Genomic DNA, 25,943 nt, shown 5'->3' with positions numbered 1-25,943 from the left:
CGCCTCCTGTGAAACATGTTGTGTTCAAGCTTCTATACCGTAAATCCTTCGCCCGGCCAGTTTCTAGACCGCAGATTCTCCAGTACGGTCGGAGGACGATCTTTCTTCGTCGCCCGGGGAGGCAATGCAGTGCAGCCGTACGAGTACCGGCGCCACGAGCTCGTCGAGCCCGACTGGACCCGCTTCCCCGGCTGGCGCGACGTCACCAGAGCCCAGTGGGAGTCCGCGCAGTGGCAACGCGTCCACTGCGTCAAGAACGTCAAGCAGCTCCGCGCCGTCCTCGGCGACCTGGTCGACGAGAGCTTCTACGCCGACCTCGAGACCGACCAGCAGCGCCTGGCCACCATGTCGATGCTCATCCCACCCCAGATGATCAACACCATGGTGCCCGGCCGGGTGCCCGACACCGCCTCGTTCTACGAGGACCCGGTCCGGCGGTACATGATCCCCGTCGCCACCGACCGCCACCTCGACTGGCCGTCACACCCGCACGCCACCCGCGACTCCCTGCACGAACACGACATGTGGGTCGCCGAGGGCCTCACCCACCGCTACCCCACCAAGGTGCTCGCCGAGCTGCTGTCCACCTGCCCCCAGTACTGCGGCCACTGCACCCGCATGGACCTGGTCGGCAACAGCACCCCCACCGTCGACAAGCTCAAGCTGTCCCTCAAGCCGGTCGACCGGTACGACGCACACCTGGCCTACCTCCGGTCGCACCCGGGCGTACGAGACGTCGTGGTCAGCGGCGGCGACGTGGCCAACGTCCCCTGGAAACAGCTCGAGGCGTACCTCATGGGCCTGCTCTCGGTGCCGACCGTGCGCGACATCCGCCTCGCCACCAAGGCCCTGATGGGACTCCCCCAGCACTGGCTCCAGGGCGACGTCGTCGAGGGCCTGAACCGGGTCGCCATCACCGCCGAACGCCGCGGCGTCAACCTGGCCGTGCACACCCACATCAACCACGTGAACTCGCTGACCCCGCTGGTCGCGCGGGCGGCCCGGATGCTGCTCGAGGTCGGCGTCCGCGACGTGCGCAACCAGGGCGTGCTCATGCGCGGCGTCAACGCCACCACGCCCGACCTGCTCGACCTGTGTTTCGCCATGCAGGGCGAGGCCGGCATCCTGCCGTACTACTTCTACATGTGCGACATGATCCCCAACGCCGAGCACTGGCGGGTCCCGGTCTGGCACGCCCAGCAGCTCCAGCACGACATGATGGGCTACCTGCCCGGGTACGCGACCCCGCGGATCGTCTGCGACGTGCCGTTCGTCGGCAAGCGCTGGGTCCACATGATCGCCGACTACGACCGTGAACACGGCATCTCGTACTGGACGAAGAACTACCGCACGTCCATCGAGGAGGGCTCGGCCGAGGATGTCGCCGGCAAGCTCTACGCGTACTACGACCCGATCGACACCCTGCCCGAGTCCGGGCAGAAGTGGTGGCGCAAGCAGATCGCCGAATAGAAAAAGGGGGCCCCTCGGGCCCCCTTTTCAGTGCTGCGTTGTCTAGGACATGTCTCAAATTCAGCCCCAGTCGTTTCGCCCCGGATGCGAATTTGAGACATGTCCTAGCTGAGCGCGCGCTTCACGTCGGTCGCGGCGTCCTTGACGTGCTCACCGGCCTGCTTGGCGTGCGCGTCGGTCTGGTCGGCCTGGCCCTCGGCCTCGAGACGCGGGTTGTCGGTCGCGTCGCCGGCCTCTTCCTTGCCCTTGCCGGTCAGTTCCTCGGCCTTGTTCTTGATCTTGTCGGTGAAGCTCATCTGTAAGACCTCCTTGGCTCGTTCAAGGAGGTTCCCGGTCCGGTGATTGCTCAAACGCAAGCAACCCCACTCACATCATGTAGAGCATCCTAGGATACTGGTATATATGATCGCCTCGTGGATGATCGCTCCGTTCAGGCGCACTCGTTCGGCCCCGTCGCTCGCACCTACGAGCGGGGCCGGCCCGGCTACCCCACCGAAGCCCTCGACTGGCTCCTGCCCGGCGGGCAGCCCCGGGTCCTCGACCTGGGCGCCGGCACCGGCAAACTCACCCGCGGCCTGACCGAGCGCGGGCTCCCGGTGACCGCCGTCGACCCCTCCGAGGGCATGCTCGCCGAGCTGCGCCGCGTCCTGCCGGCCGTGGACACCCACCAGGGATCGGCCGAGCACATCCCCCTCCCCGACAACGCGGTCGACGTCGTGCTCATCGCCCAGGCCTGGCACTGGGTCGACCGCGAACGGGCCGTGCCCGAGATCGCCCGCGTGCTCGCCCCCGGCGGGCGCCTCGGCATCCTGTGGAACGTCCGCGACACCGCCGCCGCCGAATGGGTGGACCGCCTCGGCACCATCATCGGCGGCGGCGAAGAGGGCCGCGACCCCGCCGTCGGGCCGCCCTTCGGTCCGGTCGAGACGGCCGAGTTCCGCTGGACCGACCGCGTCACCCCCGAGGCGCTGCTCGACCTGGTCGCCTCCCGCAGCCGGGTGATCCTGCTGCCGGCCGACGTGCGGGCCGCCGTGCTGGCCCAGGTGCGCCAGCTCGCGGCGACCCATCCCGCGCTGGTCGGGCGCACCGGCTTCGACCTGCCGTACGTCACCGAGTGCGCCCGCGCCCAGCTCCCCTGACCTCGTCGCGACCTGTCCGTCAGAAAGGGACATGCCCACCCGGAAGCAGATCCAGCAGCACGAGGCCGAGCAGGCCGTCGCCGGCTGGCAGTCGATGACCCTGCTCCTCGAGCACCTCCGCGCCGGCCGGCGCCTCACCCCCGTCACCCCGACGATCATGTGCCGGGCCGGCGAGGAACAGTACGGCGCGCTCCCCGTCGACACCCAGATCTACTGCGGCGCCGACGTCGAATACTCCAGCAGCATGTACGCGAGCGGCGGCCTGCTCTTCACCGCCGCGTCACTGGCCGCCTCGGCCGCGATCAACTCCGGCAACCGGCGCCGGGCCGAGGCGGCCGCCGCCCCGCAGTGGCGCCACGGCGGACGGTTCCATGCCATCGTCACCAACCAGCGGTTGCTGCTGATGACCGACCAGTGGACGTCGTACCACTACAACGCCCTGCTCCTGATCCAGCCGAACCCGCTCGACTACTCGGTGGAACTGCACTTCGAGGGCGCGTACCCGATCAGGCTCCGCGGCCCCTGGGTCCCGTGGGCCACCGTCACGATCTGCAAGACCCTGTTCGACGCCCCCTGGCCGCCCGGCTTCCAGCCACCCGCACACGCCCTGCAACTCACCACGGGCTGAGCCGTGGGCCCGCTGCTCTTCCCCGTCTTCGCGTTCATCCTGTGGGAGTTCCCCAGCATGGTGCTGATGGCGCTGCACAAGGCGACCTGCGCCCTGACCGGGATCGCCCTGCTGATCTGGGCCCGCGTCTCCCACCGCGGCGCCTGAACACCCCGCCGCCTCATTCGTGCCAGACGGGCCGCAATCATGCCCGCCGCCGTGGTGATCCCGGGCCGCAACGACGACCTCGACGTCACCGTGACGCCGAGCGCCACCAGGACCAGGCCGGACCATGTGCTCCCGACCTGGCTCAGCACGTCACCGCCGCAGGGCGCAGAGGCGGTCAGACGCTGATGAAACCGATGCCGAGGAGGCTGGCCGCGGCCCGGTAGTCGGCGGCGCGGTGGCCGAGGGAGAGGGACCAGTGGTGGCCGACGCCGCTGGCGCTCCACTCGTCCACCCACTCGCCCGGGTCACGGCCGAAGGACACCCGGCTGGTGGTGTTGCCGATGGCCAGCAGGGGCCCGGGCACGACCGTCCCCTCGGAGGCGACGAACATCAGGCTCCCGTCCCGGTCCTGACCCAGGCCGAGCAGGGTGACCGGACCCTCCCGTACGTCGAACTCGACGCTGACGCCCCACCCGCGCTTGCCGTGGTAGACGCCGAGCCCGCGCAGCAGTGGGTCCCGTGCGCTGACCGCCAGGTGGGCGGGACCGTCGTGGCCCATCTCGACCACCTGGTCCTCGAAGTTGAGCGCCTGGATCTCGCAGAACGACCCGCCCGCGCCGACGACCTGGGTGGCCAGCTGGGCCACGGTGGTGCGGAGCTCGTACTCGCCGGTCGTCGGAATGCCCCGGGCGGTCAGCAGCGACGCACCGAGGATCATGCCGGCGCCGAGGCGTTCGTGCTGCTCACCGGCCAGGCCCCGGTGGTAGTAGGCGATCGAGTCTAGCGCGAAGTCCTCGACGAGCTGGTCGAGGCCGACCGACACCTGGGCGCCCCACGCGAAGTCGTCCTGCTGCACGGTGTCGTCCAGGGTGAAGATCTTGCGCGCGAGTTCCATCCGCTCGGTGACCTGGGACGGGGAGACCGCGAGCACCCGCTCGCGCAGGTCGTCGAACTCGAGGACCTCGACGTGCGAGCCGAACGTCACCGGCAGCAGGGTCAGGTCGGTCGAGACGTCCAGCATGCCCGGGTAGACGTGGCCCATCAGCCCGTGCCGGGCGTGGCGCAGGGCCGCCCGCACGTGCGCCGCGCGGATCCAGGTGCCGATGCGCTCCCACGCCGACTCCTGGCGCAGCCAGCCGGACACCGACCGGAACGGGATGCCGGCGCGGCGGAACGTGTTGCCGACCTCGGGCACCGGGCACTGGCCGCAGTAGGCCAGCCAGGCCCCGGTGTCGAAGGACGCGTGGTCCATCTTCTCGGTCGGTTGCAGGTCGATGACCAGGATCGGCGTGTTGGACCGCTGGGCGATCGGCAGGACCATCGAGGCGGTCAGGTAGGTGGCCAGGAACATGACGATGAGGTCGCAGTCGGCCTGCCGGAGCTTCTCGGCGGCGATCGCGCCCTCCTGGGCGTCGGAGACGAACCCGGCGTCGGTCACCTCGGCGTCCATCTCCTGGAAGCGCGCCGAGACGTAGCGCGCGGACTCCTGGAGTTGCGGCAGCAGCGCGGGGAACTGCGGCCAGTACGTGCCGAGCCCGCCGGCGACGAGGCCGATCCGGGTCTTACGGCGGGGTTGGGGTTCTAAGAGCATTACTCCTCCAGGAGGATCACGTGCAGGTTCCGGGGACCGTGCACCCCTTCGACGCGGTTCAGTTCGATGTCGCTGGTCGCCGACGGGCCGCTGATCCAGGTGAGCGGGCGTCCCGGCGTCAGCCGCGCGACGGCGTCCGGCACCCCGCCCACCACCTGGGCCGGCCGAAGCACGCAGATGTGCAGGTCGGGCAGCAGCGAGATGATGCGGCGGCCCTGGTCGGGCGAGGCGTCCAGCACGATGGTCCCGGTCTCGGCGATGGCGATGGCCGCGGCCGTGAGCACGCCGTCCGCGGCGGCGATGGCCGAGGCCGGCAGCCCGTCGTCGACCAGGGCCGACACCGAGGAGGGGACCCAAGAAAGATCAAGTCCGGGGGGTACGACCAGAGCGCCGCTGACGATCTCGGCGACGACCGGCGCGACCGCGGCGGCCCGATGCACGACCGCCTTGTAGTCGGCGAGCCGCTCCACCAGCAGGTCCAGCGACGCGGCCGCACCCAGCGCGGGCCGGTAGTCGCGCGGCACATCAACCGCCGGGGCGGAGCCCGCGAGGGAGGCGCGGATCCGGCCGAGGACGACGTCACGGCTACTCATCGCGGCTCTCCCACCAATCGCGGAAGGTCTCGGACGGCGGGGCGGGCAGGTCGCGCGAGGCGGTCCAGCCGGAGAGCGGCGGTGGCAGGCGCTTGCCCGCGTACTTGGACAGCTTGGCGGCGTGCTGCGCGGCTTCGTACAGGGCGGGGTGGTCCATGGTGTACGCCACGGCCGCCATCGCCGCGCGCTCAGTCCGCGGATGTGGCGCCTGGTTCCGCAGGTGGACCAGGATCTCCGGGATGTCGATCCGCACCGGGCAGGCGTCGAAGCACGCCCCGCACAGCGACGACGCGTACGGCAGCGACGCGTTGTCCTCGACCCCGGTCAGCTGCGGCGACAGCACCGCCCCGATCGGCCCCGGATACACCGAGCCGTACGCGTGCCCGCCCGTCCGTTCGTACACCGGGCAGACGTTGAGGCAGGCCGAGCACCGGATGCAGTGCAGCGCCTGCCGGCCCACCTCGTCGGCCAGCACCGCCGTGCGCCCGTTGTCGAGCAGCACGAGATGGAAGTCCTGGGGGCCGTCGCCGGGCGTGACCCCGGTCCACATCGACGTGTACGGGTTCATCCGCTCGCCGGTCGACGCCCGCGGCAGCAGCTGCAGGAACACCTCCAGGTCCTGCCAGGTCGGCAGCACCTTCTCGATGCCCATCACGGTGATCAGCGTGTCGGGCAGGGTCAGGCACATCCGGCCGTTGCCCTCCGACTCGACGACCGACAGCGTGCCGGTCTCGGCGATGCCGAAGTTGGCCCCGGACACGGCCACCTTGGTGCTGAGGAACGTCTCCCTCAGGTAGCGCCGGGCCGCCGCGGCCAGCACCGGCGGGTCGTCGGTCAGCGCGGGGTCCACGCCGGGCATCTCGCGCAGGAAGATGTCCCGGATCTCGGTGCGGTTGCGGTGGATCGCCGGTACCAGGATGTGGCTGGGCTGATCATGCCCGAGCTGCACGATCAGCTCGGCCAGGTCGGTCTCGACCGGCTGGATCCCGGCCGCCTCGAGGGCCTCGTTGAGCCCGATCTCCTGGGTGGCCATCGACTTGATCTTGATGACGCGTTCCGAGCCGGTCGCCCGCACCAGGTCGGTGACGATCGTGTTGGCCTCGTTGGCGTCCGCCGCCCAGTGCACGACCCCGCCGGCCGCGGTGACCCGTTCTTCCAGCTGTTCGAGAAGTTCAGGCAGGCGGGCCATGGTGTCGGCCTTGATCGCCGACCCGGCCACGCGCAGCTCCTCCCAGTCGGGCAGCTCGGCGATCACCCGGCCGGACTTCTCCCGGATCGTGGTCGTGGCGTGCCGCAGGTTGCGCCGGAGCTGGTCGTTGGCCAGCGCCTTGTGCGCGGCCCGGGGGAACGATTCGTCGCCACGGAGGTGGCCGACCCCGCGCGGGGCGGGCATGCCCAGGAAGGTGGTCATGGGGTCGCCGCCAGGATCTCGGCCAGGTGCAGCGTGCGTACCCCGGACTTCAACCGGGACAGCCCGCCGCCGACGTGCATGAGGCAGGACGAGTCACCGGCCGTGCAGACGGACGCGCCGGTGTCGAGGACGTGCCCCATCTTGTCGGCGAGCATCGCGGCCGAGGTGTCGGCGTTCTTCAGCGCGAACGTGCCCCCGAACCCGCAGCACTGCTCGGCCGCCGGCAGCTCGACCAGGTCGATGCCCCGCACGTTGCGCAGCAGCCGCATCGGCTTGTCGCCGACCCGCAGCACCCGCAGCGAGTGGCAGGTCGGGTGGTAGGTCACCCGGTGCGGGAAGTACGCCCCCACGTCCTCGACCTTCAGAACATCGATCAAGAGCTCCGACAATTCGTACGTACGCTCCGCCACCGCCGCGGCCCGGGACGCGAGCCGCTCGTCGCCGGCCGCCGAGGCCACCATGGCGTGCTGGTGGCGGACCGACCCGACACACGATCCGGACGGCGCGACCACCACGTCGTACGGCAGAAAGGTCTTGACGTGCCTTTTCACCAGGGGCAGCGCGTCCTTCTGGTAGCCGGTGTTGATGTGCATCTGGCCGCAGCAGGTCTGACCGGGCGGGAACACCACCTCGTGCCCGAGCCGCTCGAGCAACTGGACGGTGGCCTTCGCCGCCTGCGGAAACATGGTGTCCGCCAGGCAGGTCACGAAGAGCGCGATGCGCACCTCTGCCTCACCCCCACAACCGGTCCTCCAGCGCCTGCCAGCGGTCCGGATCGCCGCGGGGCTCGTACCGCCGGATCTGCTGAGTCTCCCGCAACACCGACCGCAACGCCGGTAGGCCGCCGTCCAGCACCCCCGCGGCGCGGGCCTGCACCAGGACGTTGCCCAGCGCGGTGGCCTCGACCGGCCCGGCCAGCACCGGCTTGCCGCACGCGTCGGCGGTGAGCTGGCACAGCAACTCGTTGCGGGCGCCGCCGCCGACAATGTGCACCACGTCGACGTTCTTGCCGGAGAGCTCGGCCGCCTGGCGGATCGCGCGCCGGTGCGCGAGCGCGAGGCTGTCCAGGATGCAGCGCACGATCGCGCCGCGCCCCGATCTCTTCGTCGGCAAGGCGGCGGCGATCCGGCCGGGCATGTCGCCGGGCGGCAGGAACACCGGCTGGTCGACGTCGATCACCCCGGCGAACGGCTCGGCCTCGGCGGCGTCGAGCAGCTCGCGCACATCCGGCACGTTCCATTCGCGCTGGCACTCCTGGAGCAGCCAGAGCCCCATCACGTTGCGCAGGTAGCGGATCGTGCCGTCGACGCCGCCCTCGTTGGTGAAGTTGGCCGTCCGGCTCTCATCGCTGAGCACCGGCTCGTCCAGCTCGACGCCGACCAGCGACCACGTCCCGCAGGAGATGTAGGCGAAGTTCGCATCGGCGGCGGGCACTCCGACCACGGCCGATGCGGTGTCGTGTGAACCGACCGCGAACACCGGCGTGCCCTGGTACGAGCCGATCACCGAGCCGGGCGCCCGCAGTGGCGGGAGCAGCCGGCCGGGGATCCCCGCCTGGTCGATCAGGCCGGCGGCCCACCTGCCCGTCCGCACGTCCAGGAGCTGGGTGGTGGAGGCGTTGGTGAGTTCGGCGCCGACCTCACCGGTCAGCCAGTACGCGATCAGGTCGGGAATGAGCAGCATCCGGTGGGCGAGCGGCGCCAGCGGCTCGGCCAGCAGCTGGTAGATCGTGTTGAACGGCAGCTTCTGGAGGCCGGTCAGCGCGTAGAGCTTGTCCTCCCCGAGCTTTCGCAAGGTCGGTTCGAAGACGCCGTCGGTGCGCGAGTCACGGTAGTGCACCGGGTTGCCGAGCAGCCGCCCGTCCGCGTCGATCAGGCCGTAGTCGACGGCCCAGCTGTCGATGCCGATGCCGTCGACCGGGCCGGCGGCGCGCAGGCCCTCCAGGACGCCGCGGTAGAGCGCGAGCACGTCCCAGTGCAGCGTGTCGCGTACCCGGACGGGCTCGTTGGGGAAGCGGTGCACCTCGGTCAGGTCGAGGCGCCCGTCCCCTCCGATGGCGCCGACCATCACCCGCCCGGAGGACGCGCCCAGGTCGACCGCGGCGAACCGTTTCACCGGAGGAACGCTGCCGCGACGCCGGCGTCGACCGGGACGTGCAGGCCGGTGGTGTGCGACAGCTCGCCGGCGGTCAGCACGAAGACCGCGTTGGCCACGTGCTCCGGCAGCACCTCGCGTTTGAGCAGGGTGCGCTGCGCGTAGTAGGCGCCCAGCTCCTCCTCGGGCACGCCGTAGACCGCCGCCCGCTTGGCGCCCCAGCCGCCGGCGAAGATGCCGGAGCCGCGGACCACGCCGTCGGGGTTGATGCCGTTCACCCGGATGCCGTGGCCGCCCAGTTCGGCCGCGAGCAGCCGGACCTGGTGGGCCTGGTCGGCCTTGGTGGCGCCGTAGGCGACGTTGTTGGGCCCGGCGAACAACGAGTTCTTGCTGGAGATGTAGACGATGTCGCCGCCCAGGCCCTGGGCGACGAGCACCCGGGCGGTCTCCCGGGAGACCAGGAACGAGCCCTTGGCCATCACGTCGTGCTGCAGGTCCCAGTCGGCCTCGGTGGTCTCCAGCAGCGGCTTGGAGATGGACAGCCCGGCGTTGTTGACGACCAGGTCGACGCCGCCGAAGGCGAGCACCGCCTCGCGCACCGCCGCCGCGACCGCCTCGCCCGAGGTGACGTCGGCGGTCACCGCGACCGCCTTGTCCGGGCCGCCGATCTCCTCGGCCACCGCGGCGGCCGTCTCGGCGTCCCGGTCGGCGACGACCACGCAGGCGCCCTCGGCGGCCAGCCGCAGCGCGATGGCCCGGCCGATGCCGGAGCCGCCGCCGGTGACGAACGCGATCCGGGCGGCCAGCGGGGCCGGCTTCGGCATCCGCCGGAGCTTGGCCTCCTCGAGGGCCCAGTACTCGATGCGGAACTTCTCCGACTCGTCGATCGGGGCGTACGTCGAGACGGCCGAGGCGCCGGCCATCACGTTGATCGCGTTGACGTAGAACTCGCCGGCCACCCGGGCGGTCTGCTTGTTGGCGCCGAACGAGAACATGCCGACGCCGGGGACCAGCACGATGGCCGGGTCGGCGCCGCGGATGGCGGGGCTGTCCGGGGTCGCGTACCGGTTGTAGTAGGCCTGGTAGTCCTCGCGGTAGGCGGCGTGCAGCTCGCGCAGCCGGGCCTCGACCTGCTCCAGCGGCGCGTCCGGCGCGGTGTCCAGGACCAAGGGCTTCACCTTGGTACGCAGGAAGTGGTCGGGGCACGAGGTGCCCTTTGCCGCGAGCGTGGACATCTCCTCGCGGCCGACGAAGTCGAGGACGACGTCGGTGTCGGTGTAGTGGCCGAGCTGCGGGCGGTCGGTGGAGGCGAGGCCGCGGATCAGCGGGAAGAGGGCGGCGGCCCGCTCCCGTCGTGTGTCGGCGGGCAGCGGCGGGTGCAGCAGCGCCCCGAAGGGATCGGGCCGGCCGTTGGCGGCGATCCAGGCGGCGGCGGTGTCGATGATGAAGCGGGAGTTGGCCTCGCACTCGTCGCTGGTGGCGCCCCAGGCGGTGATGCCGTGGCCGCCGAGGACAACGCCGATGGCCTGCGGGTTGGCGCGGTGCACGGCGGCGATGTCGAGGCCGAGCTGGAAGCCGGGCCGGCGCCACGGCACCCACAGCACCTTGTCGCCGAAGATCTCCTTGGTGAGCGGCGGGCCGTCGGCTGCGGTGGCCAGGGCGATGCCGGCGTCCGGATGCAGGTGGTCCACGTGCGGGGCGTCGACCAGGCCGTGCATGGCGGTGTCGATCGACGGGGCCGCGCCGCCCCGGCCGTGCAGGCAGTAGTCGAAGGCGGCGACCATCTCGTCCTCGCGGTCGACCCCCGGGTAGACCCCGGGCAGCGCGCGCAGGCGGTCGAGGCGGAGCGCGGCCAGGCCCTTCGCGGTCAGCGTGCCCAGGTCGCCGCCGGAGCCCTTGACCCAGAGCAGCTCGACCGGGCCGCCGGTGACCGGGTCGGTCTCGCTGCCCTTGGCCGACGTGTTGCCGCCGGCGTAGTTCGTGGTCCTCGGGTCGGCGCCCAGGCGGTTGCTGCGCGCGAGCAAGTCGTCGACGACCGTCATCGATGCCCCATCCGTGAAACGTTTCATGATGTTGCGCCCACGTTACGTCCCGCGCCGACGAGAGGTCAAGGCCCGAACCCAGTGGTAGGCCAGAGCGGTATCCGGACCACGGATGCCGCTCTGGCCTACCACTGGCCTCTAGTGAACGGCGGTCGAGGCTCGCGCTATCAACTCGGGCGTGAAGATGGCCTGCTCGTGGACGTGCGCCGGGTTGGTCGCCTCGTCCAGGACGAGCTGCGCGGCGGCCCGGCCCAGCTCCTGCCGCGGCTGCCGGACCGAGGTCAGCGGCACCGCGGCCGCGGCCGCGAACTCGATGTCGTCGAAACCGACGATGGCCAGGTCTTCCGGCACCCGCCGGCCGGAGCCGATCGCCTGCTGGAGCAGCCCGAGCGCGACCAGGTCGTTGGCGCAGAACGCGGCGGTCGGCCGGCGGCGGACGGGCAGGCCGGCCAGCCGCTCCCCCGCCTCACGGCCGTCGGCCACGGTCAGCGCGTCGGTCGGCAGGAAGACCAGATCTTCCGGCGGCAGGCCGTTGTCGGCCCAGACCTCACGGGCGCCCTGCAGACGCTCCCGCACCTGGCCCAGCGCCTCGGGGCCACCGGCGAAGGCGACCCGGGTGTGACCATTCTCGATCAGGTGCTCCACCGCGATCCGGCCGCCGTACACGTCGTCGACCGCCACCGAACAGAAGTTGCTGTCGCGTACCCGGTCGACCACGACCACCGGGATGCCGCGCCGGCTGACCTCGCCCAGGAAGGCCGAGTCGGGGTCGACCGGGGTGATCAGGATGCCCTGCACGCGCTGCTGAACCAGCCGGTCGAGGTGCACCTCCTCGCGGGCCGCGCGGCCGTTGCTGTTGCAGATGAACAGCGACAGGTCGGCGTCCTCGGCGGCCAGCTCGATGCCCTGCGCCACGTCGTGGAAGAACGGATTGCTGCCGTCCAGCATCACGTAGGCCAGGGTCCGGCTGGTTCCCGCGCGCAGCTGACGGGCCGACTCGTTGCGCACGAAGCCCAGGTCGGCCATCGCCCGCTCGACCCGCTCACGGGTCGCCGTGGCCACCATCTCGGGCCGGTTCATCACGTTGGACACCGTGCCCAGCGAGACGCCCGCGGCGGCCGCCACGTCCTTCACCGACGGTGCCTTGCCTACGACCACCAGTTGCTACCTCGAACTTCCTCTGCGTTTCAGACAAGTTACGGGTTCGTTCTTGACACGTGTGATGCGGGCCACCTACGTTCGACCCTACGCCGACTGAAACATTTCAACAACTACCCGGAGGTGGCTGTGGCGGCTACCGAAGCCGTGCTCGACGTCGTCGATGTGACCAAGTCCTTCGGGGCGGTCGCCGCGGTCCAGGGCGTCAGTTTCCCCCTCTACCCCGGCGAGGCGCACGCCCTGGTCGGTGAGAACGGCGCCGGCAAGTCCACCATCGTGAAGATGCTGGCGGGCGTGCACCGGCCGGACACCGGCCGGCTCGTGGTCAACGGCTCACCGGTCGACTTCGCCGGCCCGGCCGACGCCAAGGCGGCCGGCATCGCGGTCATCTACCAGGAGCCCACGCTCTTCCCCGACCTGTCGGTGGCCGAGAACATCGCGATGGGCAACCAGCCGCTGACCCGCCTGCGCCAGATCGATCGCAAGGCGATGCGCGCGGCGGCGACCCGGCTGTTCCAGCGGCTCGGCGTGCAGCTCGACCCGGACCGGCCGGCCCGCGGCCTGTCCATCGCCGACCAGCAGATCGTCGAGATCGCCAAGGCGCTGTCCAGCGAGGCGCGGATCCTGGTGATGGACGAGCCGACCGCGGCGCTCTCCGGCGTCGAGGTCGAGCGGCTGTTCGCCGTGGTGCGGTCGCTGCGCGAGGAAGGCGCGGCGATCCTGTTCATCTCGCACCGGTTCGAGGAGATCACCCGGCTCTGCCAGCGGATCACCATCATGCGCGACGGCAAGCACGTGTGCACCGAGCCGGTGGCCGACCTCAGCGTCGACGACATGATCCGCCGGATGGTCGGCCGTGACCTGAGCGCGCTCTTCCCCAAGCTGGACGTGCCGGCCGGCGACGTGGTGCTCGAGGTCGAGAACCTGTCCCGGGCGGGCGTGTTCAAGGACGTGTCCTTCACCGTACGGTCGGGCGAGATCGTCGCCCTGGCCGGTCTGGTCGGCGCCGGCCGCTCCGAGGTCATGCAGGCCGTCTTCGGGGTCGACCCGTACGACTCGGGCACCGTGCGCTTCCTCGGCAAGCGGCTCAAGCCCGGCTCGCCGCGCGCCGCGATGGCCGCCGGGCTGGCCCTGGTCCCCGAGGACCGCCGCCAGCAGGGCCTGGTCATGGAGCTGTCGATCGAGCGCAACGTGACGCTGCCCCGGGCCCGCAAGCTCGCCCGGCTCGGGCTGCTGCTGGGCACGACCGAGCGCGACGAGGCGTACGCCTGGACCCGGAAGCTGCAGACCAAGCTGGGCCGGCTCACCGACCCGGTGGGCACCCTGTCCGGCGGCAACCAGCAGAAGGTCGTGCTGGCCAAGTGGCTGTCCACCGCGCCCCGGCTGCTGATCGTCGACGAGCCCACCCGCGGCATCGACGTCGGCACCAAGGCCGAGGTGCACCGGCTGATGTCCCAGCTGGCCGCCGACGGGATGGCCGTCGTCATGGTCTCGTCCGAACTGCCCGAGGTGCTCGGCATGGCCGACCGTGTGGTGGTGCTCCGCGAGGGGCACGTGGCCGCCGAGCTGACCCGGGCCGAAGCCACCGAGGAGACGGTCATGTACGCGGCCATGGGGCAGAAGGTCGCATCATGACCACTCTCGCCGTGAAGACCCCGAGGATCGGTTCGCTGTTCAAGGCGCGCGAGCTTGGCATCGTCATCGCGCTCGTGCTGCTGGTCGCGTACACCGCGATCGGGAACCCGCGCTTCCTCTCCGGGCAGAGCATCCGGGACATCCTGCTCAACACCGCGATCCTGGCCGTGATGGCGGCCGGGCAGGCGGTCGTGGTCATCACCCGCAACATCGACCTGTCGGTCGGCTCGGTGCTCGGCGTCAGCGCCTTCACCGTGGCGACCATGATGAGCGCCCGCCCCGGCCTGCCGATGATCGTGGCGCTGCTCGTGGGCATCGCCGTGGGCGCGGTCTGCGGCCTGCTCAACGGCGTCCTGGTCCGGTACGGCCGGGTGCCCGCGCTGGTGGTCACGCTGGGCACGCTCTACATCTACCGGGGCGTCACCTACTCGTGGGCCGGTGGCTCGCAGGTCAACGCCGACGAGTTGCCGCCCCACTTCCTCAGCTTCGCCAACGACTCGCTGCTCGGCGTCCCCTGGCTGGTGCTGATCGCGATCGTGGTGGTCGGTGGTGTGTCGCTGATGATGCGCAACTACCGGGCCGGCCGCGAGCTCTACGCGATGGGCTCCAGCCCGCAGGCGGCCGAGCTGGCCGGCATCAAGGTCGCCCGCAACCTGCTGGGCGCGTTCCTGCTCAGCGGGGCGCTGGCCGGCCTGGCCGGGGTGCTGTTCGCGGCCCGGTTCGGCACCGTGGACGCCTCCGCCGGCACCGGCTACGAGCTGAACGTGGTGGCCGCGGTGGTGGTCGGCGGGGTGGCCGTGTTCGGCGGCTCCGGCTCGGTCTGGGGCGCCGGCCTCGGCGCGCTGCTGCTGACGGTGATCGGCAGCGCTCTGGCGGTGCTGGACATCAACCAGTTCTGGCAGCAGGCCATCGTCGGCGCGCTGATCGTCCTGGCCATCGGCGCCGACCGCCTGGTCGCGGTCCGGCTCGCCCGCTCGCTCCGGAAGAGGGACTCGCATGTCTGAGCAGACGACGGCGCCGGCCCCGGCGCCCGCGGCGGAGGCTCCGGCCGCCGCCCCGGACCGCCTCCGCCGGCGGATCGGCTGGGACGCGATCATCGTCACCCTGACCGTCGTGGTCCTGGTCGTGGCGTCCCTCAGCGTCGAGAACTTCGGGACCAGCCGGAACTTCACCTTCCTGGTCCTCGACCTGCTCCCGATCGCGCTGGTCGCGCTGCCGATGACGTTCATCATCGTGACCGGCGAGATCGACCTGTCGGTGGCCAGCACCCTGGGCTTCACCAGCGCGCTGATGGGCGCCTTCTGGACGCAGGGCCTGAGCATCGAGACGATCATCCCGCTCTGCGTGGTGATCGGGGCGATCCTCGGCGCGGTCAACGGCTTCCTGGTCACCGGCCTCGGCCTGCCGTCGCTGGCGGTCACCATCGGCACGCTGGCGCTCTACCGCGGTCTGGCGCTGGTGGTGCTGGGCGACAGCGCGGTGGCCGACTTCCCGGCCGCCTACACCGGCTGGGTCACCGGCACCATCGGCGGTGGCAGCGTCCCGAACGTCCTCATCCTGCTCGTGATCCTGGCCTTGATCTTCGGGGTCGTCCTGCACGCCACGCCGTTCGGCCGCTCGCTCTACGCGATCGGCGCCAACGCCCAGGCCGCGCACTTCTCCGGCATCCGGGTGGCCCGGACCAAATTCTGGTTGTACGTGGTCAGCGGCGCCGTGGCCGGCCTGGTCGGGGTGCTGTGGACGTTGCGTTACTCCAGCGCCCGCGCCGACAACGGCGCCGGGCTCGAACTGGCCGTCGTCGCGGCCGTCCTGCTCGGCGGCGTCTCCATCTTCGGCGGCAAGGGCACCCTGCCCGGCGTACTCGCCGGTGTGGTCCTGCTCGCCGCGCTGCAGAACGCGCTTCGTCTGGAGGACGTCTCCGGCCAGGCGCTCAACATCGTCACCGGCGTCCTGCTGGTGGCCTCGGTCCTGCTGCCCAACATCGTCACCTCGATCCGCACCACCTGGCAGCGGCGTCGTCTCCGATCCGCCGCCGCCCGATGAGATATCCCCCTCCAGTCAGGAGCCTGAAAATGAGCAACTCCACCCGCCGGCGCGTGCTCGCGGCGGCCGCGGCCTCGGTCGCGCTGTTCAGCGCCGCCGCCTGCAGCGGCACCACCCGGGACAACCAGAGTGACGCCGGCGCCTCGGCCCCGGCCGGCGGCGCCAGCGCCGACCCGAACGCGAAGCTGAAGGAGGGCGTCAAGATGGCCTTCCTGCCCAAGCAGCTGAACAACCCGTACACCGACGTCGAGGTCAGTGGCGGCAAGGTCGCCCTGGGCGAGCTGAAGGGCGAGTACAAGCTGGTCGGCCCGAACGACGCCGCCGCCTCCTCGCAGGTCAGCTACATCAACACGCTGATCCAGCAGCAGCAGGACGTGATCGCGATCGCGGCCAACGACCCGAACGCGGTCTGCCCGTCGCTCAAGCAGGCCCGGCAGGCGAAGATCAAGATCGTCGGCTTCGACTCGGACGCGTCCAAGGACTGCCGCGACGTCTTCATCAACCAGGCCACCACCCAGGGCATCGGTGAGAGCCTGGTCAAGATGGCCAGCGAGCTGGCCGGCGGCGAGGGCGAGATCGCCATCCTGTCCGCCACCCCGAACGCCACGAACCAGAACGCCTGGATCGACGTGATGAAGACCGAGCTCGCCAAGCCCGCGAACAGCAAGCTCAAGCTGGTCAAGACCGCGTACGGCAACGACGACGACCAGAAGTCGTTCCAGGAGGCCCAGGGCCTGCTCCAGTCGTACCCGAACCTCAAGGTGATCGTCGCGCCGACCACGGTCGGCATCGCCGCCGCGGGCCGCTACGTGTCGAGCTCCAGCTTCAAAGGCAAGGTTCAGGTCACCGGGCTCGGCCTGCCGAACCAGATGCGTCAGTACGTCAAGGACGGCACGGTGAAGAAGTTCGCCCTGTGGAACCCGGCCGACATCGGCTACCTGGCCGCGTACGCGGGCGTCGCGCTCTCCTCGGGCCAGATCACCGGGGCCGAGGGCGACAAGTTCAAGGCCGGCAAGCTCGGCGACTACACCGTCGGCAAGGATGGTGAGATCGTGCTCGGCCCGCCGACCGAGTTCACCCCCGAGAACATCGACCAGTTCAACTTCTAGGTTTCGATCGGCTCAGCACATGCCCCGATACTGCTTCGAACTCCGGGTCCGCCCCGAGCTGATCCCGGAGTATGTGGAGCGGCACCAAGCCGTGTGGCCCGAGATGCAGGACGCGCTTCGGGCCACCGGCTGGCGTAACTACTCGCTTTTCCTCCGCGCCGACGGGTTGCTCATCGGTTACGTCGAGGCGGACGATCTGACGGCGTCCCAGGCGGCGATGGAGGCGCTGGACGTCAACACCCGCTGGCAGGCTGAGATGGCGGAGTTCTTCGGCGGCGCCACGCCGGCCGAGGGGCTCCCCCTGCTCACCGAGGTATTTCATTTGGAGTCGTCATGACCGACGTCAAGCGCTCGCTCGCCGCCCAGCGGATCGAGACGCCGTCCTGGGCCTTCGGCAACTCGGGCACCCGCTTCAAGGTGTTCGCCCAGGCCGGCGTGCCCCGCTCGCCCGAGGAGAAGATCGCGGACGCGGCGGTCGTGCACCAGTTCACCGGGGTCGCGCCGACGGTCGCGCTGCACATCCCGTGGGACAAGGTGGCGGACTACGCGGCGCTGTCCGCGTACGCGCAGGAGAAGGGCATCAAGCTCGGCGCGATCAACGCCAATGTGTTCCAGGACGACGACTACAAGCTCGGCTCGGTGACCAACCCCGATCCGGGGGTACGCCGTAAGGCCACCGACCACATGCTCGAGTGTGTGGACATCATGGACGCCACCGGGTCACGTGACCTGAAGCTGTGGTTCTCCGACGGCATCAACTACCCCGGCCAGGACGACCTGCGCAACCGGCAGGACCGGCTGCACGCGGCGCTCCGCGAGGCCTACGACCGGCTCACCGGCAACCAGCGCCTCCTGCTGGAGTACAAGCTGTTCGAACCGGCCTTCTACGCCACCGACGTCCCCGACTGGGGCACGTCCTATGCCCACTGCATCGAGCTGGGCGAGCGGGCCACGGTCTGCATCGACACCGGCCACCACGCCCCGGGCACCAACATCGAGTTCATCGTCGCGTTCCTGCTGCGGCAGAACAAGCTCGGCGCGTTCGACTTCAACAGCCGCTTCTACGCCGACGACGACCTGATGGCCGGGGCCGCCGACCCGTTCCAGCTGTTCCGCATCATGTACGAGATCGTCCGCGGCGACGCGCTCGACCCGGCGTACGGCATCAATTTCATGCTCGACCAGTGCCACAACATCGAGGCGAAGATCCCGGCCATCATCCGCTCGGTGATGAACGTGCAGGAGGCGACGGCCAAGGCGCTGCTGGTCGACCGGGACGCGCTGACCAAGGCGCAGAACGACGGCGACGTCCTCGAGGCCAACGCGGTCATCATGGACGCCTACAACACCGACGTGCGGCCGCTGCTCGGCGAGGTCCGCGCCGACGCCGGCCTCGACCCCGACCCGATCGCCGCCTACAAGCGCAGCGGCTACCAGGAGAAGATCGTCGCCGAGCGCGTGGGCGGCGAGCAGGCCGGGTGGGGGGCCTGACCCTATTCGACCGGGATCGAATGGGGTTGTGCGGAAACCACCCCAGGTATTGACTTGTACCTATGCGTGGGAATCGCGTCGTCGCCGCCGTCAGCGCACTCCTCCTGGTCTCGATCACCGCCTGCGGTAACGATGAGCCCGAGGCCGGCAACGGGTTGGAGAAGAAGACGATCACGGTCGCCGCGCTTCCGCTGCTCGACGTCGTGGCCCTGCACATCGCCCAGGAGCGCAAGCTCTTCGAGGCCGAAGGGCTCGAGGTCACCGTCGAGCCGGTCGCGCAGAGCCTGGCCGCCCTGCCGGCGCTCAAGAACGGCCAGGTCGACGTGATCGCGGGCGGCAACTACGTGACCTTCCTGCAGGCCCACCAGCAGGGCACGATGAAACTGCGCGTGCTGGCCCCGGCGGCCGCCGTCGCGCCGCGGTTCCTGCAGCTCGTGGTGCTGCCCGGCTCCCCCATCCGGTCGGTGTCCGACCTGGCCGGCAAGAACGTCGCGGTGAACATCCTGAACAACATCCAGTCGCTGACGTTCAACGAGGTGCTCCGGGCCGGCAACGTCGACCCGGCGACCGTCAAGTACCGCGCGGTGCCGTTCCCGCAGATGGACAAGGCGCTCGCCAACGGCGACGTCGACGCGGCCCTGACCGCCGAACCGTTCGGCACCGCGATCACCGCGACGCTGCCCGCCCGGATGGCCCTCGACGCGGGCACCGGCGCCGTCGACGGGCTGCCGATCAGCGGCTACCTCTCCACCGACGAGTGGACGGCGAAGAACCCGAAGACCGCGGCCGCGTTCCAGCGGGCCATCCTCAAGGGGCAGGCGCTGGCCTCCGGCGACCGGGCGCTGGTCGAACGGGTGCTGCCCGGGTACGCCAAGGTGGACGCCACCACCGCCAAGAACGCGCAACTGCCCGCGTACCCGACCGCCGGCGACCCCACCGGGCTGCAGAAGCTGGCCGACCTGATGACGTCGCAGAAGCTGCTGCCCGGCCCGTTCGACGTGAAGACCGTGGTGTTCACGGCCGCATGACCCCGACACCGGGCCGGTGGCTCCGCGGGCCGGCCGGGGTGGCCGCCGCGGTCGCGCTCAGCGAGATCCTCGCCGCGACCGGCGCGATCCCCCGCGACTTCCTGCCGCCGGCCTCGGCCGTGCTGGCCCGGGCGGCCCGACTGCCCGCCGAACCCGGCTTCCTCGGCGACCTCGCGACCACGGTCACCGCCTGGGCCGCCGGGCTGGCCCTGGCCGTGCTGATCGGGGTGACGCTCGGGCTGCTGCTCGGCGGCGTCCCGGCGGTCGGCGCGGCGCTGCGGCCGGTGCTGGAGTTCCTCCGGCCGATCCCGTCGGTGGCGCTGATCCCGCTGGTCAGCCTGATCCTCGGCGCCGGGCTGACCACCGAGGTCACGCTGATCGTCTACGCCGCGGTGTGGCCGGTGCTGTTCAACACGATCTACGGGCTGAGCGAGGTCGACCCGGTGCCCCGGGACACGCTGCGGGTCTTCGGGTTCGGGCGGGCCGAGGTGATGTGGCGGGTGTCGCTGCCCGCCGCGGCGCCGTTCATAGCCACCGGGGTACGCCTGGCCGCCGCGATCGGGCTCATCCTGGCCGTCGGGACCGAGATCCTGGCCGGGTTCGGCGACGGGCTGGGCGTGTTCATCGCCCAGGCGCAGCAGGCGGTGGCCGGCACCCTGGACGTGCTCGCCGGCACGGTCTGGGCGGGGACGCTCGGGCTGCTGGTGAACGCCGTGCTGGTGGTTTTCTCCCGGCGCGCCTTCGGGTGGCACGGGCGATGAGGATCGCGGTTCGCTGGGCGGTGCCGCTGCTCGTCGCCGGGCTCTGGGAGCTGGCGGCCCGGCGTACCCAGGACGTGTTCTTCCCACCGCCCTCGGCGATCGTGAAGCGGATGTACGAGCTGTGGTTCAGCGGCCCCTTCGTCCTCACCCCGGATGCCGTGGACAACCTGCTGCCCAGCCTGGGCCGGATGGCCGCCGGGCTGGCCGTGGCCACGCTCGCCGGGGTCGGGCTCGGGCTGGCGCTGGGCCGGTCGGCGCGGCTGATGGACTACCTGGACCCGCTGCTGCAGTTCGCCCGGGCGATCCCGCCGCCGACGCTGGTCCCGGTGTTCATCGTGCTGATGCACCTGGGGTCGGCCATGCAGATCGTGTCGATCGCGGTCAGCGCGGTCTGGCCGATCCTGCTCAACACCGCCGACGGCGCCCGAACGGTCGACCCGGTGCAGATCGCCACCGCGCGGGTCTTCCGGATCGGCCCGGCCGACCGGCTGCGCCGGATCATCCTGCCGTCGTCACTGCCGAAGATCTTCGCCGGGCTGCGGCTCAGCCTGTCGCTGGCGTTGATCCTGATGGTCTTCTCCGAGCTGCTGCCCGGCGCCGCCGACGGCATCGGCTTCCAGCTCACCGACGCGCAGAGCCGCTCCGACCTGCCGACCGTGTGGTCGGCCATCGTGCTGCTCGGCGTGCTCGGGTACCTGCTCAATACGCTGCTGCTCGTGGTGGAACGTCGCGCGTTGCGGCGGCATCGGACCGGAGGTCTCTGATGGACCAGCTCACCGTACGCGACGCGGTCTTCGACTTCTTGCGCCGGCAGGGCGTGGACACGGTGTTCGGCAACCCCGGCTCGACCGAGATCCGGATGCTGCGGGACTGGCCGGCCGATTTCACGTACGTGCTGGCGTTGCAGGAGTCGATCGCGGTGGCCGGGGCGGCCGGGCACGCCATCGGCACCGGCGTCGCCGGGGTGGTCCAGCTGCACTCGGCCGGCGGGGTGGGGCACGGGCTGGGCGCGGTGTTCAACGCGTACCGGGACCGGGTGCCGCTGCTCGTGATCGCCGGCCAGCAGACCCGGGCCATGCTGACCACCCGCCCGTTCCTCGCCGCCGACGAGCCGGCCCAGTTCCCCCGGCCGTACGTGAAGCTCGCCGTCCAGCCCGACCGCGCCGAGGACGTGCCGGCCGCGGTGGCCGAGGCGTACCGGGTGGCCATGACCCCGCCGCGCGGCCCGGTCTTCGTCTCGGTCCCGGAGGACGACTGGGACCACCCCGCCGCCCCGGTGCCCGACCGCGACCTGCACACCGACTTCACCGCGAGCCCGGCCGCGCTGGCCGAGGTGGCGGCGGCGCTGAACGGGGCCCGCCGCCCGGCGATGGTCATCGGCGCCGGGGTGGACGAGGACGACGCCCAGGACCTCGCGGTCGAACTGGCCGAACGGGTCACCGCCGCGGTCTGGCTCACGCCGCTGTCGGCCCGCTCCGGCTTCCCCGAGGACCACCGGCTCTTCCAAGGCTTCCTCCCGCCCGTACGCGACCAGATCACCCGCGCCCTCGACGGCCACGACGTGGTGTTCGCCGTGGGCGGCCCGATCTTCAAGTACCACGTGCACACCGACGGGCCGATGCTGCCGCCGGACGCGCGGCTGTTCACCATGGACTGCGACCCCGCGCAGGCCGCATGGGCGCCCGCCGGGACGAACATCCTCTCCACGGTGAACACCGGGCTGAGCGTGCTGCTCGACCTGGTGGAGAAGCGATACCGGGCGTCACCGCCGGTCCGGGTCCGCCCGGGCGCCGTGCCGCGCCTCGACCCGATCGAGCCGGCGCTGGCCATCGACACCCTGCGGGCGCTGGTCCCCGGCGAGGCGATCGTGGTCGAGGAGATCCCGAGCCACCGCGAACTGTTCCACGCCCGCTTCCCGATCACCCGCCCCGGCGGCTTCCTCACCACCGGCAGCGGCGCGCTGGGCTGGGGCCTGCCGCTGGCGGTCGGCCGGGCCCTCGCCGCCGGCCGCGACGAACGCGTGGTGTGCGTGGTCGGCGACGGCTCGAGCATGTACTCGATCCAGGCCCTGTGGACGGCCGCGCGTCACCGGGCGCCAGTCACCTTCGTAGTGCTCAACAACCGCGGGTACGAGGCGGTGAAGGCGCTCGGCCGCCGGCTCGGCGCCGCGGACCTGGTCGGCACCGACATCCATCAGATCGATTTCGTGAGCGTCGCCCAGGGTCTTGGCTGCGCCGCGGCCCGGGTCGCCGACGCCGCCTCGCTCACCCGCGAGCTGAACACGGCCCTGGCCGCCGACGGCCCGTACCTGCTCGAGGTTCCCGTCGCCGCCGGGTCCGCCTCGGCCTACCAGCCGGAAGCCTGAGCCCGTGCTGGAGATCAACGGCTTCGGTCACGCGTACGCCGGCCACACCGTCCTGCGCGACGTGCACCTGAGCGTGGCCGACGGCGAGCTGGTCAGCATCGTCGGCCCGTCCGGCTGCGGGAAGTCCACCCTCCTCCGATGCGTGGCCGGCCTCCTCCCACCCGGCGAGGGCACCATCCGAGCCGACGGCGTACCCCACAACGTGGCGATCGTCCTCCAGGAGTACGGCCGTTCCCTGCTGCCCTGGCTGACCGTCACCGACAACGTGGCGCTGCCCCTGCGCCACAAGGGCGGCACCCGAGCCTCCCGCCACGAAGCCGCCCTGGCCGCCCTGGCCCAGGTAGGCCTGTCCGACGCCGCCCGCAAACACCCGTGGCAACTCTCCGGCGGCATGCAGCAGCGCGTCTCGATCGCCCGGGCCCTCGCCTACCGCCCCGCCCTGCTCCTGATGGACGAGCCGTTCGGCTCGGTCGACGCCCAGACCCGCGAGGACCTGGAGGACCTGCTCCTGGCCGTCCGAGGCAACGACATGACCATCCTGTTCGTCACCCACGACATCGACGAGAGCGTCTACGTCGCCGACCGGGTGGTGGTCCTGGGCGGCGCCCCCGCCTCGATCCGGGCCGACCTCCCGGTCCGCCTGGGCCCCGACCGCGACCAGATCACCACCCGCGAGCAGCCCGACTTCGTCAAGCTGAGAGCCGAGGTGGGCCGCCTCGTCCGCGGCCGCACATAGCCCCTGCCCATCGCTGCGACCGCTCCCGGCACAGCACCTCTCGCCACAGCCCTTCCCGCCACAGCTCCCTCGCCACGGCTGTCTCGCCGCAGCCGCCCTCGCGGTAGCCGACCTTGCTGCAGCACATCTCGCCGCAGCACATCTCGCCGCGGCCAGCCTCGCCGGGGCACGGCCCTTCTCGCGCGCTCATCCCGACGTTGGGTGGGCAGCCGTCGCGAAGCGCTCATCGGCTGCGCCCGGGACCACACCGCGCCTTGATGTTTCGCGAGATGCGACTGAGCGGGTGGCCATGCCGGCGGACACCGCCTCCCCGCCACTCCCTCCCGTGGCCCCTTTGCTCTGCGCACATATAGGCACCACTTGCATGCTGTGAACATCTGAATGATTTCGAATCGGGCCGCTGGGTACCACGTGGGCGTGGTCGATCATGGCCAGGCGGCGGCCGGGGTGGGGCTGGGGTTGAATGGCGGGATGACTACCTGGTTGATCACGGGATGTTCGAGTGGGCTGGGGCGGGCGCTTGCGGGGGCCGTGCTTGCTCGCGGTGACAACGCTGTGGTGACGGCTCGTGATGTGGGGGCGGTTGCCGGGCTTGTTGACGGCTATCCGGAGACTGCGCTGGCTGTGGCGCTCGATGTGACCGACGGGGGTCAGGTCGCCGGCGCTGTCGCGCGGGCCGAGGAGCGGTTCGGCGGGGTGGATGTGCTGGTCAACAACGCTGGGTATGGGTATCGGGCCGCGGTTGAGGAAGGGGACGACGCGGATGTGCAGCGGTTGTTCGCCACCAACTTCTTCGGGGCGGTCGCGTTGATCAAGGCGGTGCTGCCGGGGATGCGGGGGCGGCGGCGCGGGACGATTGTGAACATCTCGTCGATCGGGGCGCGGATCTCGCCGGCTGGGTCGGGGTACTACGCCGCGGTCAAGGCCGCGCTCGAAGGGCTGACCGGGTCGCTGCGTGCGGAGCTGGAGCCGCTGGGGATCAGGGCGTTCGCGGTCGAGCCGGGGCTCTTCCGGACGGACTTCGCCGGGCGGTCGCTGACGCAGTCGGCTGATGCCATCGGGGACTACGCGAGCACGGCCGGGCCGCGGCGCAAGGAGAACGACCGGGTGCACGGGACCCAACCCGGCGACCCGGACAAGGCGGCACGGGTGATGATCGCCGCGGTGGAGTCGGCGGCGCCGCCCTCGGTGCTGGTGCTCGGGGCGGATGCGGTGGAGGCGTTCGGCGGGGTGCTCGACCGGCAACGTGCCGAGCTCGAGCAATGGCGTGAGCTCGGCACGTCCACCGATTTCGACTGAACCACGAACTCGGCACGTCAAGCCGTTCCCGCTGAACCCCGAGCACGGCACGTCGAACTACTTCGGCTGATCAACGCCGAGCGTCGTCGGGGGGCGTGTCAGGCCGTCGTGCAGGTGGAGCCGTTGAGGGTGAACTGTGACGGGGAGGTGTAGGAGCCGGCGTGGGTGCCCTGGAAGCCGAAGGTCGCGTTGCCGCCGGGTGGGATGGTGCCGTTCCAGGAGATGTTGCGGGCGGTCAGCGGGCCGCTGCTGCCGGTCAGGGTGGCGTTCCATGAGCTGGTGACGGCCTGGTTGGGCGGGAGGGTGAAGCCCAGCGTCCAGCCGTTGACGGGGGTGCTGCCGGTGTTGGTGACGGTCACGTTCGCGGTGAAGCCGTTGTTCCACGAGTCGGCGGCGTAGGTGACGCGGCACGAGGACGTGGGCGTGGGGTCGGGCGGGGGTGTTCCGCCGGAGTTGATCGTGGTGGAGAAGGACTCTACGGCCAGTCCGGCGCCGCCGATCCAGGGCTCGAAGCCGGCCTGGAGGCTGGTCAGGTACCACGAGGAGGTGATGGCGCCGCGGTTGCGGACGTCGGTGATGAAGTCGAGGACGCTGAAGTTCCAGCTGGTGATCGCGGACGGCGCGACGTAGGAGATGACGTTGTTCGAGCCGTTGCTGCCCTGCCACACCTGCCAGGATCGGCCGCCGATGGTGGTGTTGCCGACCGGGGAACCGATGGGCTGGATGTTGCCCTGGCGGTTGAACCAGATCATGATCTCCATGGCGTTGACGCCGTCGGTGCGCGGTGTCGGGTCGAGCCAGATGTCGTACGCGGCGTCGTAGGTCGCCCCGCTCACGTACCGGTAGGTGATGTTGCTGGTCAGACTGCTGATGTCGCTGACCCGGCGGGGCAGGACGGTGCCGGGTGAGCAGTTCGTGTAGTGGCACCCGTAGAAGACGGCGGGGTACGAGACCGGCGCGCCGCTGGTGTTGCCGACGCCCTGCTGGCTGGTGATCGCGAATCCGGTGGCGGTGACGTTGATGCATTGCTCGGCGCTGGAGCCCCAACGGTTGTTCATGACGACGTACCGGCCTTGGATCGTGGTGCTGCCGTACTGCTCGCAGATCCGGGTGTCGGCCTGCGCCGGCCCGGTGGCGACGACCATGGCGGTGACGGAGCCGGCGACCAGGACGAGGGCCGCGGCGAGGAAGCGTTTCATCGGT

At 70.9% G+C, this 25,943-nt stretch carries 25 protein-coding genes; 16 read left to right on the top strand and 9 right to left on the bottom strand.

Annotated elements, in window-relative coordinates:
- The first annotated feature begins 129 nt into the window (after nucleotides 1–129).
- On the top strand, nucleotides 130–1,470 hold the full coding sequence (locus AB0M54_RS14495; protein WP_364471331.1) for a lysine 2,3-aminomutase: 1,341 nt from the start codon (nucleotides 130–132) through the stop codon (nucleotides 1,468–1,470).
- A 104-nt stretch (nucleotides 1,471–1,574) separates the two neighbouring features.
- Here AB0M54_RS14495 and AB0M54_RS14490 read toward each other — a convergent pair whose 3' ends face one another.
- Nucleotides 1,575–1,766 (bottom strand): CsbD family protein, encoded by a 192-nt coding sequence (locus AB0M54_RS14490; RefSeq protein WP_364317196.1) that lies wholly within the window; start codon nucleotides 1,764–1,766, stop codon nucleotides 1,575–1,577.
- 117 nt (nucleotides 1,767–1,883) lie between these two features.
- On the opposite strand from AB0M54_RS14490, the gene AB0M54_RS14485 reads away from it, so the two are divergent.
- From AB0M54_RS14485 to AB0M54_RS14475, 3 genes are read left to right on the top strand one after another with little or no spacing between them, the layout of a single operon-like run.
- Entirely contained in the window at nucleotides 1,884–2,609 is a 726-nt protein-coding gene (locus AB0M54_RS14485; protein WP_364471328.1) for a class I SAM-dependent methyltransferase, read from the top strand.
- Between the two features lie 31 nt (nucleotides 2,610–2,640).
- The gene (locus AB0M54_RS14480) at nucleotides 2,641–3,237 is read left to right on the top strand and encodes a hypothetical protein (protein WP_364471325.1); all 597 of its coding nucleotides are present in this window, start codon (nucleotides 2,641–2,643) and stop codon (nucleotides 3,235–3,237) included.
- 3 nt (nucleotides 3,238–3,240) lie between these two features.
- The gene (locus AB0M54_RS14475) at nucleotides 3,241–3,384 is read left to right on the top strand and encodes a hypothetical protein (protein WP_364317202.1); all 144 of its coding nucleotides are present in this window, start codon (nucleotides 3,241–3,243) and stop codon (nucleotides 3,382–3,384) included.
- A gap of 175 nt (nucleotides 3,385–3,559) precedes the next feature.
- Here AB0M54_RS14475 and AB0M54_RS14470 read toward each other — a convergent pair whose 3' ends face one another.
- The 7 genes from AB0M54_RS14470 to AB0M54_RS14440 form a co-directional block, all read right to left on the bottom strand.
- Entirely contained in the window at nucleotides 3,560–4,975 is a 1,416-nt protein-coding gene (locus tag AB0M54_RS14470; RefSeq protein ID WP_364471322.1) for an L-fucose/L-arabinose isomerase family protein, read from the bottom strand.
- Nucleotides 4,975–5,568: an LUD domain-containing protein gene (locus AB0M54_RS14465; RefSeq protein ID WP_364471319.1), complete on the bottom strand. Its 594-nt coding sequence runs from the start codon at nucleotides 5,566–5,568 to the stop codon at nucleotides 4,975–4,977. The genes AB0M54_RS14470 and AB0M54_RS14465 overlap by 1 nt, the downstream gene beginning before the upstream one ends.
- Complete coding sequence (locus AB0M54_RS14460; RefSeq protein WP_364471316.1) at nucleotides 5,561–6,979, bottom strand: LutB/LldF family L-lactate oxidation iron-sulfur protein; 1,419 nt, start codon at nucleotides 6,977–6,979, stop codon at nucleotides 5,561–5,563. Before AB0M54_RS14460 ends, AB0M54_RS14465 begins: the two co-directional genes overlap by 8 nt.
- Nucleotides 6,976–7,704: a (Fe-S)-binding protein gene (locus AB0M54_RS14455; RefSeq protein ID WP_364471313.1), complete on the bottom strand. Its 729-nt coding sequence runs from the start codon at nucleotides 7,702–7,704 to the stop codon at nucleotides 6,976–6,978. The genes AB0M54_RS14460 and AB0M54_RS14455 overlap by 4 nt, the downstream gene beginning before the upstream one ends.
- Nucleotides 7,705–7,711: 7 nt before the next feature.
- Nucleotides 7,712–9,094, bottom strand: coding sequence for a rhamnulokinase family protein (locus AB0M54_RS14450; protein ID WP_364471310.1), 1,383 nt, complete (start codon nucleotides 9,092–9,094; stop codon nucleotides 7,712–7,714).
- Nucleotides 9,091–11,115 (bottom strand): bifunctional aldolase/short-chain dehydrogenase, encoded by a 2,025-nt coding sequence (locus AB0M54_RS14445; protein WP_364471307.1) that lies wholly within the window; start codon nucleotides 11,113–11,115, stop codon nucleotides 9,091–9,093. Before AB0M54_RS14445 ends, AB0M54_RS14450 begins: the two co-directional genes overlap by 4 nt.
- Before the next feature lie 138 nt (nucleotides 11,116–11,253).
- A complete protein-coding gene (locus tag AB0M54_RS14440; RefSeq protein WP_364317213.1) occupies nucleotides 11,254–12,273 on the bottom strand; it encodes a LacI family DNA-binding transcriptional regulator in 1,020 nt (339 codons plus the stop codon).
- 129 nt (nucleotides 12,274–12,402) lie between these two features.
- Here AB0M54_RS14440 and AB0M54_RS14435 point away from each other — a divergent pair, with 129 nt between their 5' ends.
- The 12 genes from AB0M54_RS14435 to AB0M54_RS14380 all read left to right on the top strand — a co-directional run bounded on the left by AB0M54_RS14435 (nucleotide 12,403) and on the right by AB0M54_RS14380 (nucleotide 24,740).
- Complete coding sequence (locus tag AB0M54_RS14435) at nucleotides 12,403–13,908, top strand: sugar ABC transporter ATP-binding protein (protein WP_364317215.1); 1,506 nt, start codon at nucleotides 12,403–12,405, stop codon at nucleotides 13,906–13,908.
- On the top strand, nucleotides 13,905–14,912 hold the full coding sequence (locus tag AB0M54_RS14430; RefSeq protein WP_364317216.1) for an ABC transporter permease: 1,008 nt from the start codon (nucleotides 13,905–13,907) through the stop codon (nucleotides 14,910–14,912). The genes AB0M54_RS14435 and AB0M54_RS14430 overlap by 4 nt, the downstream gene beginning before the upstream one ends.
- Nucleotides 14,905–15,951 (top strand): ABC transporter permease, encoded by a 1,047-nt coding sequence (locus tag AB0M54_RS14425; RefSeq protein ID WP_364317218.1) that lies wholly within the window; start codon nucleotides 14,905–14,907, stop codon nucleotides 15,949–15,951. The genes AB0M54_RS14430 and AB0M54_RS14425 overlap by 8 nt, the downstream gene beginning before the upstream one ends.
- 29 nt (nucleotides 15,952–15,980) lie before the next feature.
- Complete coding sequence (gene rhaS / locus AB0M54_RS14420; protein ID WP_364317219.1) at nucleotides 15,981–17,060, top strand: rhamnose ABC transporter substrate-binding protein; 1,080 nt, start codon at nucleotides 15,981–15,983, stop codon at nucleotides 17,058–17,060.
- Nucleotides 17,061–17,079: 19 nt separating this feature from the next.
- Complete coding sequence (locus AB0M54_RS14415; protein WP_364317220.1) at nucleotides 17,080–17,397, top strand: L-rhamnose mutarotase; 318 nt, start codon at nucleotides 17,080–17,082, stop codon at nucleotides 17,395–17,397.
- On the top strand, nucleotides 17,394–18,551 hold the full coding sequence (gene rhaI, locus AB0M54_RS14410; RefSeq protein WP_364471305.1) for an L-rhamnose isomerase: 1,158 nt from the start codon (nucleotides 17,394–17,396) through the stop codon (nucleotides 18,549–18,551). Before AB0M54_RS14415 ends, rhaI begins: the two co-directional genes overlap by 4 nt.
- Nucleotides 18,552–18,613: 62 nt before the next feature.
- Nucleotides 18,614–19,579 carry an ABC transporter substrate-binding protein gene (locus tag AB0M54_RS14405; RefSeq protein ID WP_364317223.1) on the top strand — a complete coding sequence of 322 codons (966 nt, stop codon included), beginning with the start codon at nucleotides 18,614–18,616 and terminating at the stop codon, nucleotides 19,577–19,579.
- A complete protein-coding gene (locus AB0M54_RS14400) occupies nucleotides 19,576–20,340 on the top strand; it encodes an ABC transporter permease subunit (RefSeq protein WP_364471302.1) in 765 nt (254 codons plus the stop codon). Before AB0M54_RS14405 ends, AB0M54_RS14400 begins: the two co-directional genes overlap by 4 nt.
- Nucleotides 20,337–21,104, top strand: coding sequence for an ABC transporter permease (locus tag AB0M54_RS14395; RefSeq protein WP_364471300.1), 768 nt, complete (start codon nucleotides 20,337–20,339; stop codon nucleotides 21,102–21,104). The genes AB0M54_RS14400 and AB0M54_RS14395 overlap by 4 nt, the downstream gene beginning before the upstream one ends.
- Nucleotides 21,104–22,705, top strand: coding sequence for a benzoylformate decarboxylase (gene mdlC, locus AB0M54_RS14390; RefSeq protein ID WP_364471297.1), 1,602 nt, complete (start codon nucleotides 21,104–21,106; stop codon nucleotides 22,703–22,705). The genes AB0M54_RS14395 and mdlC overlap by 1 nt, the downstream gene beginning before the upstream one ends.
- A gap of 4 nt (nucleotides 22,706–22,709) precedes the next feature.
- Nucleotides 22,710–23,441, top strand: a complete 732-nt coding sequence (locus AB0M54_RS14385) for an ABC transporter ATP-binding protein (RefSeq protein WP_364317230.1) — start codon at nucleotides 22,710–22,712, stop codon at nucleotides 23,439–23,441.
- A gap of 471 nt (nucleotides 23,442–23,912) precedes the next feature.
- Nucleotides 23,913–24,740, top strand: a complete 828-nt coding sequence (locus tag AB0M54_RS14380) for an oxidoreductase (protein ID WP_364471294.1) — start codon at nucleotides 23,913–23,915, stop codon at nucleotides 24,738–24,740.
- Between the two features lie 98 nt (nucleotides 24,741–24,838).
- Here the strand turns inward: AB0M54_RS14380 and AB0M54_RS14375 are convergent, their stop codons facing one another.
- Nucleotides 24,839–25,939, bottom strand: coding sequence for a cellulose binding domain-containing protein (locus tag AB0M54_RS14375; RefSeq protein ID WP_364471291.1), 1,101 nt, complete (start codon nucleotides 25,937–25,939; stop codon nucleotides 24,839–24,841).
- Nucleotides 25,940–25,943 lie beyond the last annotated feature (4 nt).

Origin of the sequence: Actinoplanes sp. NPDC051470 (assembly GCF_040682035.1) — a bacterium.
Lineage (GTDB): Bacteria > Actinomycetota > Actinomycetes > Mycobacteriales > Micromonosporaceae > Actinoplanes.
This window is presented reverse-complemented; position numbering and strand designations above follow the sequence as displayed.

Excerpts from the sequence above, each read along its gene's own strand:
- AB0M54_RS14490 (WP_364317196.1), bottom strand. The coding sequence starts at position 1,766 with ATGAGCTTCACCGACAAGATCAAGAACAAGGCCGAGGAACTGACCGGC.
- AB0M54_RS14480 (WP_364471325.1), top strand. The coding sequence starts at position 2,641 with ATGCCCACCCGGAAGCAGATCCAGCAGCACGAGGCCGAGCAGGCCGTC.
- AB0M54_RS14470 (WP_364471322.1), bottom strand. The coding sequence starts at position 4,975 with ATGCTCTTAGAACCCCAACCCCGCCGTAAGACCCGGATCGGCCTCGTC.
- AB0M54_RS14465 (WP_364471319.1), bottom strand. The coding sequence starts at position 5,568 with ATGAGTAGCCGTGACGTCGTCCTCGGCCGGATCCGCGCCTCCCTCGCG.
- AB0M54_RS14460 (WP_364471316.1), bottom strand. The coding sequence starts at position 6,979 with ATGACCACCTTCCTGGGCATGCCCGCCCCGCGCGGGGTCGGCCACCTC.
- AB0M54_RS14445 (WP_364471307.1), bottom strand. The coding sequence starts at position 11,115 with ATGACGGTCGTCGACGACTTGCTCGCGCGCAGCAACCGCCTGGGCGCC.
- AB0M54_RS14430 (WP_364317216.1), top strand. The coding sequence starts at position 13,905 with ATGACCACTCTCGCCGTGAAGACCCCGAGGATCGGTTCGCTGTTCAAG.
- AB0M54_RS14425 (WP_364317218.1), top strand. The coding sequence starts at position 14,905 with ATGTCTGAGCAGACGACGGCGCCGGCCCCGGCGCCCGCGGCGGAGGCT.
- rhaS (WP_364317219.1), top strand. The coding sequence starts at position 15,981 with ATGAGCAACTCCACCCGCCGGCGCGTGCTCGCGGCGGCCGCGGCCTCG.
- AB0M54_RS14415 (WP_364317220.1), top strand. The coding sequence starts at position 17,080 with ATGCCCCGATACTGCTTCGAACTCCGGGTCCGCCCCGAGCTGATCCCG.
- rhaI (WP_364471305.1), top strand. The coding sequence starts at position 17,394 with ATGACCGACGTCAAGCGCTCGCTCGCCGCCCAGCGGATCGAGACGCCG.
- AB0M54_RS14405 (WP_364317223.1), top strand. The coding sequence starts at position 18,614 with ATGCGTGGGAATCGCGTCGTCGCCGCCGTCAGCGCACTCCTCCTGGTC.
- AB0M54_RS14400 (WP_364471302.1), top strand. The coding sequence starts at position 19,576 with ATGACCCCGACACCGGGCCGGTGGCTCCGCGGGCCGGCCGGGGTGGCC.
- AB0M54_RS14395 (WP_364471300.1), top strand. The coding sequence starts at position 20,337 with ATGAGGATCGCGGTTCGCTGGGCGGTGCCGCTGCTCGTCGCCGGGCTC.
- mdlC (WP_364471297.1), top strand. The coding sequence starts at position 21,104 with ATGGACCAGCTCACCGTACGCGACGCGGTCTTCGACTTCTTGCGCCGG.
- AB0M54_RS14380 (WP_364471294.1), top strand. The coding sequence starts at position 23,913 with ATGACTACCTGGTTGATCACGGGATGTTCGAGTGGGCTGGGGCGGGCG.
- AB0M54_RS14375 (WP_364471291.1), bottom strand. The coding sequence starts at position 25,939 with ATGAAACGCTTCCTCGCCGCGGCCCTCGTCCTGGTCGCCGGCTCCGTC.